Source organism: Pseudoalteromonas sp. NEC-BIFX-2020_002, from assembly GCF_013002825.1.
GTDB lineage: Bacteria > Pseudomonadota > Gammaproteobacteria > Enterobacterales > Alteromonadaceae > Pseudoalteromonas > Pseudoalteromonas neustonica.
Map to the genome: position 1 here is coordinate 1 of NZ_JABEPJ010000059.1, position 514 is coordinate 514.

Below are 514 nucleotides of genomic sequence, written 5' to 3' on the forward strand. Positions count from 1 at the left end.
CCTTTAATCTCACGGCACTTTCCCAATGCAAAGCGAGCGTATGTATGCCGCACTAAAAGGGTTAGGTAAAGATGCCCGTTTAGTGATGTTGCCTTATGAAGCGCATGGATATCGTGCTCGTAAGAGTTTGCTGCATGTACTTTGGGAGCAAGAGCAGTGGCTTGATAGATATTTACTGAGTGATGATAAAACCACAGATACAGTAATTTCAGCTGAGTAATTGAATTCAAGTAATAAAAACGCGGTTTGATACCGTGTTTTTATTACTCTCACTCAACAAGAAGATCCCGCCTTTAATCTCACGGCACTTTCCCAATGCAAAGCGAGCGTATGTATGCCGCACTAAAAGGGTTAGGCAAAGATGCCCGTTTAGTGATGTTGCCATACGAAGCGCATGGATATCGTGCTCGTAAGAGTTTGCTGCATGTACTTTGGGAGCAAGAGCAGTGGCTTGATAGATATTTACTGAGTGATGATAAAACCACAGATACAGTAATTTCAGCTGAGTAATTGA

At 42.4% G+C, this 514-nt stretch carries 2 pseudogenes; both read left to right on the top strand.

What is annotated here, in order from left to right:
* Positions 1 to 13 precede the first annotated feature (13 nt).
* Positions 14 to 220 (top strand): annotated as a pseudogene (locus HJP15_RS21655) (alpha/beta hydrolase family protein); the annotation flags it as partial.
* Between the two features lie 83 nt (positions 221 to 303).
* Positions 304 to 510: pseudogene (locus HJP15_RS21660) on the top strand (alpha/beta hydrolase family protein); the annotation flags it as partial.
* Positions 511 to 514 lie beyond the last annotated feature (4 nt).